6 protein-coding genes, 2 tRNA genes and 3 pseudogenes are annotated in these 7,711 nt (G+C 40.7%); 2 read left to right on the top strand and 9 right to left on the bottom strand.

Features of this window, described 5'->3' with window-relative positions; all coding sequences use genetic code 11:
- The 4 genes and pseudogenes from R4I06_RS03895 to R4I06_RS03880 form a co-directional block, all read right to left on the bottom strand.
- Positions 1–290: pseudogene (locus R4I06_RS03895) on the bottom strand (tRNA (adenosine(37)-N6)-threonylcarbamoyltransferase complex transferase subunit TsaD); the annotation flags it as partial.
- Positions 291–300: 10 nt separating this feature from the next.
- Entirely contained in the window at positions 301–1,302 is a 1,002-nt protein-coding gene (locus tag R4I06_RS03890) for a TAXI family TRAP transporter solute-binding subunit (protein ID WP_334414245.1), read from the bottom strand.
- A gap of 20 nt (positions 1,303–1,322) precedes the next feature.
- Entirely contained in the window at positions 1,323–2,033 is a 711-nt protein-coding gene (locus R4I06_RS03885) for a triosephosphate isomerase (RefSeq protein ID WP_334414243.1), read from the bottom strand.
- 24 nt (positions 2,034–2,057) lie between these two features.
- Positions 2,058–2,131 (bottom strand) — tRNA-Thr (locus R4I06_RS03880).
- Positions 2,132–2,242: 111 nt separating this feature from the next.
- Between R4I06_RS03880 and rsmA the strand changes: the two genes are divergently transcribed.
- Positions 2,243–3,088: a 16S rRNA (adenine(1518)-N(6)/adenine(1519)-N(6))-dimethyltransferase RsmA gene (gene rsmA / locus R4I06_RS03875; RefSeq protein ID WP_334414241.1), complete on the top strand. Its 846-nt coding sequence runs from the start codon at positions 2,243–2,245 to the stop codon at positions 3,086–3,088.
- A 24-nt stretch (positions 3,089–3,112) separates the two neighbouring features.
- On the opposite strand, the gene R4I06_RS03870 is transcribed toward rsmA, so the two are convergent.
- The 4 genes and pseudogenes from R4I06_RS03870 to R4I06_RS03855 form a co-directional block, all read right to left on the bottom strand.
- Positions 3,113–3,442, bottom strand: a complete 330-nt coding sequence (locus R4I06_RS03870) for a DUF721 domain-containing protein (protein ID WP_334414240.1) — start codon at positions 3,440–3,442, stop codon at positions 3,113–3,115.
- 40 nt (positions 3,443–3,482) lie between these two features.
- A tRNA-Ser gene (locus R4I06_RS03865) sits at positions 3,483–3,574 on the bottom strand.
- Between the two features lie 108 nt (positions 3,575–3,682).
- Positions 3,683–4,930, bottom strand: a pseudogene (gene bioA, locus R4I06_RS03860) (adenosylmethionine--8-amino-7-oxononanoate transaminase).
- Between the two features lie 86 nt (positions 4,931–5,016).
- Complete coding sequence (locus R4I06_RS03855; RefSeq protein ID WP_334414239.1) at positions 5,017–5,883, bottom strand: YihY/virulence factor BrkB family protein; 867 nt, start codon at positions 5,881–5,883, stop codon at positions 5,017–5,019.
- 175 nt (positions 5,884–6,058) lie between these two features.
- Here R4I06_RS03855 and thiL point away from each other — a divergent pair, with 175 nt between their 5' ends.
- Positions 6,059–7,021, top strand: a complete 963-nt coding sequence (thiL, locus tag R4I06_RS03850) for a thiamine-phosphate kinase (protein ID WP_334414238.1) — start codon at positions 6,059–6,061, stop codon at positions 7,019–7,021.
- 544 nt (positions 7,022–7,565) lie between these two features.
- Here thiL and R4I06_RS03845 read toward each other — a convergent pair.
- Positions 7,566–7,711: pseudogene (locus R4I06_RS03845) on the bottom strand (ferredoxin--NADP(+) reductase); the annotation flags it as partial.

Genomic DNA, 7,711 nt, shown 5'->3' with positions numbered 1-7,711 from the left:
AACATCACACCTACTATTAGTGATCCTATCAGTCCTGGACCCGCCGTTACTGCTACTGCATCTATTTCATCCAATTTCTTACCTGACACATTCATCGCCCTCTCCACCAAAGCGTGGATAGAATCTAGATGCTTCCTTGCAGCCAATTCCGGCACAACTCCACCATAATTAGAGTGCTCAGTTTGTGATAATACCTCGTCAGACAGTATGGAACCTTGCTCATTAACAATAGAAACCGCTGTCTCATCGCAACTCGTCTCTATGCCAAGTACAACTCTTTCGCCTACTATGTTACCCATCTTACTTGATGAATCCCATTTCCCTGTAGAAAGTCAGGGCACCGTTGTGAAGTGGAACGTTTAGCGTTCCAGCATCCTTATACTGATCTACGAGGTCGCGAAGAGTGAGATTCTTTAATGCACCATTCAATTCACGGAATTTAGAAAAATTTGAAGCTATAGACTTTACGACTAAATATGCCATCTCGTCCGAAAGAGATGTAGTAGCGTACATTGACGCACGTACAGAAATAGTTAGCGTATCATTAGGATTATTCGCATACGTATTACCTGGGATCAGTCCCTTATGGTAATAGGGATATTCCTTTATGAGTTTCCTTACAAAATCCTTATCAAAAGACAGGGTTACGGCATCACAGGTAGCTACCGCCTCTTGCATAGCAGCATTTGGGTGTCCTATGAAATCCGAGATCACATCAAGCTTTCCATCACATAGAGCTTGAACTTGTTCCGAAGGTTTTAAATCCGATGCGACAAGAAAATCTTTCTGCGTCCATCCTTTAATCTTAAATAGCGTCATCATAGCATTTCTAACACCAGTGCCAGGAGCGCCTATGTTCACCCTTTTTCCCTTTATGTCATCTATTGTCTTTATTCCCGAGTCCTTCCTAACAGCAATGGTAAAATGCTCTTTGTGCAAGTAGGCTAACAGCCTAAGATCGCTCATAGGAGGCACTCCTTCATAGATTCCATTTCCAGAATATGCATAATATCCAACATCGGATTGTGCTGCCCCTATATCCATAACTCCTCTACGCATAGAGTTAAGGTTATATACACTGCCTGCAGTGGAAGAAGTAGAACATACCAGCTTCTTCAGAGGGTTTAACCCTGCATAGCCAGAAACTATGAACTTACATACCCCGCCACCTATGGAGTAATAGATTCCAGTCATGGACCCAGTACCTATGAGAACAAAGTCCCGCTTTACTGCTCCTGAAAAGGCATGACCACCCGAAAATAAAAACACAAAACTACAAAAAGCAACAAACCACACTGCCATTGCACGAAGCATACACGACCTCACAAGCATTCAAATAAATTGCACAATATGTTGGTGAAAGAAGTCGTTGTGGTACTAGCACTTCCAACTAAGACCCCACCAACATCAATACCTGTGACTAAATCCGATACATTACTTGCATTAACAGAGCCACCGTAAAGAATCTTAGATTTAGCCTTATGAGATCTGATTATCTCAATAGCTTCTTTAATCTCACTTAAATCTGAAATAACAGCACCACCAATAGCCCATATTGGCTCGTAGGCAATTACAAACTCACCCTCTGAAGGCAAACACTCTCGCAACTGCCGGATCAACACTTCCCTAAGCATCCCGGCAGTCCTCTCCGCCATACTTTCTCCCACGCATATTATGGGAATAAGTCCAGCCTCAATAGCAGCCTCCGCCTTGACCTTTATATCACCATTGCTTTCGTGACACGTAGATCGTCGCTCAGAATGCCCAACAATAACGTAAGTACATCCGCATTCCTTGAGCATGCGAGCACTAACTTCTCCAGTACAGTTCTTGTCATTAACAAAGCAGTTCTGCGCACCAAATTCGACGGCAGAAGGATTTTCAAAACTAGAAATGGACCCAATAACCGTCATAGGAGGACACAACACTATACTGCACTTATCACTTCGATAAGGTTTCAGTTCATCAAGAAAAGTACCCACAAGCTGCGCGTCACCACTTGTCTTCCAATTAGCAACAAGAAGAAAGGACATAAAACTTCACAAGTACCACAAGAGAGCCGGCTGCCGGACTCGAACCGACAACCCCCTGATTACAAGTCAGGTGCTCTACCAATTATAGCTAAGCCGGCGTACAAAACACTACTAAACAAGTATTCCTAACTAGTACTGGTACTATATACATGTTAGGATAAAAGTCAAATCCTTAAGAGCAAGAGCAATAATAGGAATGTGATACTGCAGTGAGCGTAAAGAAGCAAAAATGTGACCATAAAGCCAAGAAATCTCTTGGACAGAATTTTATCTTAGACCCAACAATAGCGCACAGAATAGTCTCTTATGCAGGAGATATAGAACATTGTACTGTCATTGAAATTGGTCCCGGATTAGGAATACTCACGGAGTGCATACTCAGCAAAAATCCTAAAAGATTCATAGCTATAGAGAAGGACCATAGGCTTATGTATATACACAAAGCTTTGGAAGAAAAGCATCCTGATAAGTACACATGCATATGTGATGATGTTTTAAATGTTGACTTAAAGAGTATGGTATGTGGCATAACAAAGATCATAGCGAATTTGCCCTATAACATATCGGTCATCTTTCTCCTAAAAATACTCCCATACATAAACGTATTTAATAATCTAACACTCATGTTTCAGAAAGAAGTTGCAGACAGGATAGTCGCTCAGCCTGGCACTAAGAGCTATTCGAGCCTTTCTGTGTTAGTACAATTAGTGTGCGATGTAAAAGTAGTAGAAAACTTTCCTCCCGAAGTTTTTACACCATCACCTAAAATTCATTCTTCTGTATTGGACATAACGCCACTCAAAACCCCCAGATTCAATATATCGCACACATACTTGTCATCAATGCTAAAACTCTTGTTCCACCATAAGCGCAAAACTATACGAAATTCACTGAATTCTTTTCTGAAAAACCCGGAATACTGTGACAATCTACTGAGTAAGTGCGGCATACTACCATCGCTGAGAGCGGAATGCTTAACAATTGAGCAATTGTGCAATATGTCTGCCCTACTACAAGAGTATTATCCTATTAGTCGCCCTTGCGATATACAATGACACACTGTCATATAAGTACGAAAACTATTGATGTATTTTTATCGAAGAAATAGCTTTGAATCCAAAATACACTGAAATTCTATCTATTATACCTGTTATAGCATATTGTAAAAACATAGCATGTCCGCTATTCTTCACTGATAGGTACAACACTCCGGATTTGCCTTCTACGAAAACCACCCTACTGGGACGTGCCATGTTGGCTATGTCATTCCCTACTATGTCCTTCCAATTCAGGAACAGCTTCACTTCTATCTTATTTACATTCCAAACTGCACATCTCTTTAAAAAGAACTCTTCTACAGCTGAGTTTATACGCACATATCCAGGCTTTCTACCCCGAAAAAGAGACACCTGATACCTCAATACTACCCGGTTCAAGCAAGAGAACCACTGGCGGAGAGAGAGGGATTCGAACCCTCGATACAATGTTACTTGTATAACGGTTTAGCAAACCGCCGCCTTCAGCCTCTCGGCCACCTCTCCATTGATACGCCGGACGAGATTATTCTACATTTCCGGTTAAATATCAACACTAATTCCTTCACCTTCCTTCAGCCATCACCATATAGTAAAAACAAGTGGCGTCAAATGCTACTGTACGTGGCATGCAGGCTTTTTTAATAAAAGAGCTTTAAAAGCAGCAGTCAATTTCAGCAAATCTTCTTCTAACATACTTAACTGTGGCATTAGATAGAATACATTCTTTATGGGTCGCAGCCAAATACCCAATTCTACTAGCCTTTCAGTGAGATTTTTTTGAATAAGTTTTGAAAAATCTATATCTACATCAACCGCCGCAACTGCCCCTTTTATTCGTACATTATGTATGTGATCTAAATGATTTAATTCTTCAAGCTCTTGTTTAAATAACTTCTCTATCCTCTCTATAGAAGGGGGAATTGCCATATTCTGAAAAAGATCCAAAGATGCATTGGCTGCAGCACATGCTATAGGATTTGCCATAAAGGTATTACCATGTATGGGCGAGGAATCGGAAATAGAAAACCTTTCGCAAATGGCATTTGAAACAATAACTGCAGACAATGGGCATGTTCCCCCAGTTATCGCTTTGCCTACCACAAGCATATCTGGTGAAATTGATGCTTGATCACATGCAAACATCGTACCCAGTCTACCAAATCCTGTCGCAACTTCGTCGGCAATAAAGAGTATCTTGTTTTGTGCCGCTATCTCTCTTAATAGCTTTGCTTGCTCAGGACTATGGAAATGCATTCCTCCCGCAGCCTGTAGGATAGGTTCCAAGACCATCGCAGCCACTTCATCTTTTATCCTTTTTATATTTTCTCCTAGGAGAGCAGCCTCCTCTTCATTGTTGGGTATATCAAACAAGTACTGGTTCGGATAATAGCCCTGGAAAAGTATTCCATGTATTGCTCGTGGATCTGAAATTGACATGCATCCCATGCTATCACCGTGGTACGCATTACGAAAAAAGATAAACTTGCGTTTTTCAGGATCTCCCACAGAACACCAATATTGTACTGCAATTTTCATAGCAGCCTCTATCGCCATGGATCCCGAATCCGCAAAAAATACGTCTTACATACGATTTGGAGATATTCCTAGCAATCTTGTTGCCAACCTGTATCCTTCTTCGTGTATCAGATCGCAACAGAACATGACGTGCGCAAGCGATTCTGTCCTTTCCTGCATTTTCTGCACAATATGCGGATTAGAATAACCATGGCATACACTCCACCAACTTGATATTCCATCCAATAATCTCTTTCCGTCTTCCAAATGCAGGTAACTTCCATGCGCCGCCACTACCCTAATAGGCGGAGTGCATGACTTAGAACTACTATACGGGAATAGCACACTTTGTTTATCAAACCAGCTATGATCTTGAATCACAACACACCTCCTATCTACTACTCGGTTTGCTATTAAAACTGAGAAGTATATCAATGGGTCACTATACTATCCACCTTTCTTTTAGCATGATACATATGCTTAAACAGCCTGTGGTTAAGCTCAGCACCGTATATGAATAGAATGCTTAAAACATAGAAAAACAGTAATGCGGCAACGATCCCAGTAAGATTTCCATATATGCTCTTTAGAACACTGAAATTCGATAAATACCACGAAAAAATCATAGACGAAGCAGTCCATAAGATTGTCACCATCACTGCTCCAGGTATTACCGCTTGTAGTGTCTGCCTTTTATTCGGTACAACAAAGTACAGCCAAAATATGCATATAAATAGCATAAATTCCGCTATGGAAACCTTAAAATACTGCCACCCACGTGTTACTTCAAACAATATAGGTATGAGTGCCATACATACCGTGAAAAATATCACAATCAGCACCATCGCCAGAAACTGCACTATACTAAATAATCTACCTAGCAAGTACGGAGGTGGTGCGTAGACCCTAAAAGCTTTGTTCAGAACATTGCGTATGCCTTCTATTACGGAAGATGCACTCCATATCATCGCCATTACGGCAATAGTCAATAAACTCTGCGGAGGTCCAGAAAGTATTTCATTTATCCTAGGTAGCAGAGCATACATCGTATCATGCGACAGCTCATCAGATAGTGCGCCCAGCAATTTTACGTAAAATAGCCCCTCTTTATCCAATACGCTCAGTACGTTAGAGGCAACTGCAGTCAAAAATATTAAGAATGGAAATAAGGATAGAAGCACAACAAATGACAAATACCCTGCGTATTCTATGCCCGCATGCCTTATGAGATCGAATACAGCAAAATATGCACATTTAAAGAATGTCTTTACAGATTTGTATCCAGATTTCAGTAGCACATTAGCCCTCTATCCTCGTGCATGTTTATTATGTTGCTTTTTTTCATGAAGACAACCCATAAAGTATTCTTAGTTTGGCATTTTCCACAATTCAATATCGCCGTGGACCTACTATCTTGAACGTGCTTTCTCCAAATGATAGAGTGAAGCAGCTTGTTAAAGAAGTTCTTTTCGCATGGATGAGCTCGAATGTATAAATGAGTACATACGTCCCCTACTTAGTAGCGGATTTCCCTCAGAAGATGATGATGCAGCATATATCTGCGCAGGTAAGAACACTTCTCCTCTTATCGCGAGTCACGACATAATCACAGAAGGTGTACATTTTTTCAGCAATACCGCAGCGGACATCATTGCAAAGAAAGCTCTAAGGGTAAATATTTCAGACATGGCTTCTATGGGTGCCTTGCCCTATGCATATCTTTTGGGATTATCACTGCCCAAAGGTATATCAAATGAATGGTGGAGTGCTTTTAGTAGCGGACTTCGCGAAGATAATGAACGCTATTCCATAAAGTTGGTGGGTGGAGATACTGTACACAATAAAAGCAGCTACATTACTATCGGTATAACTATACTTGGAATACCTGGAGCCAATACTTTAACCAGATCTGGTGCGAAAATAGGTGATTTTCTGTATATTAGCGGCACTATTGGAGATGCAGCTTTAGGTTTATTGGCGCATAACAATCCTACATTAAGTGGCTGTGAATATATAAAAAGTAGGTACAATATCCCAGAGCCAAGAGTCAAGCTTGGCTGCGCAATTGTTGGTATAGCATCTTCATGCATAGATATATCTGATGGCTTCCTTCAGGACATTGGCAGAATATGTAAACTTTCTAATGTGGGAGCTAACATACATTTTGGTGATATACCACTTTCCGCAGAAGCGCAACACTTGCTGTCACATGATCTCCAATACATGGAATATATACTTGCAGGTGGAGACGACTATGAATTAGCCTTTACTATACCCCCAGACAAAGTACAAGAATTTAAGCAGCTTATAAGTAGCACTGAAACAAAGGTCACACAAGTCGGTAACATAGTTTCGGAAACCGGGATTAGATTATATGATCACAACAATGAAGAGATGTCACTTCCCTCCAATATGGGATACGTGCATAGATTCTAAACTTTAAACTGTTCTCCTGCGCATAAAGACAGATACGCCTATTTTTCCCAATGCAAACTGCTTTTCTAAGACAGACCAGGTATGCCCTTGGAAGTGGAATACGTGAAATTCAGATGTATTCTGAACTTCTTACAAATGTAAACTGCTCTCCCATAGCTAGATAGATATGTCCTTGGAAATAGCTCTAATAATGTACGAGAATTTAAGCAGCTTATAAAGAGTACTGAAACAAAAGTAACACGAGTCGGTACCATAGTTTCGGAAACCGGGATTAGGTTATATGATCACAACAATGAAGAGATGTCACTTCCCTCCAATATGGGATACGTACGCAGATTCTGAACTTTAAACTGTTCTCCTGCGCATCAAGACAGATACGCCTATTTTTCTCAAGGCAAATTGCTTTTCTAGAACCAGAGCAGATATACCTCCTTTGTAAGTGGGATACGTGAAATTCGAAGATGTATTCTAACTTCTTACAAATATAAACTGCTCTCCCATAGCTAGACAGATATGCCTATTTTTCCCGATGCAAACTACTTTTCTAAGACAGACCAGGTATGCCCTTGGAAGTGGAATACGTGAAATTTAAAGGTGTATCCGGAAACAGCACTTTATATATATCATGGCATGCGAGCGCCACCTCTGAAAACCCTACAAGTATTAGCTTTAGCTTTCCTTGATAGTGAG

Source organism: Anaplasma bovis, assembly GCF_036903315.1.
Taxonomy (GTDB): domain Bacteria; phylum Pseudomonadota; class Alphaproteobacteria; order Rickettsiales; family Anaplasmataceae; genus Anaplasma; species Anaplasma bovis.
This window is presented reverse-complemented; position numbering and strand designations above follow the sequence as displayed.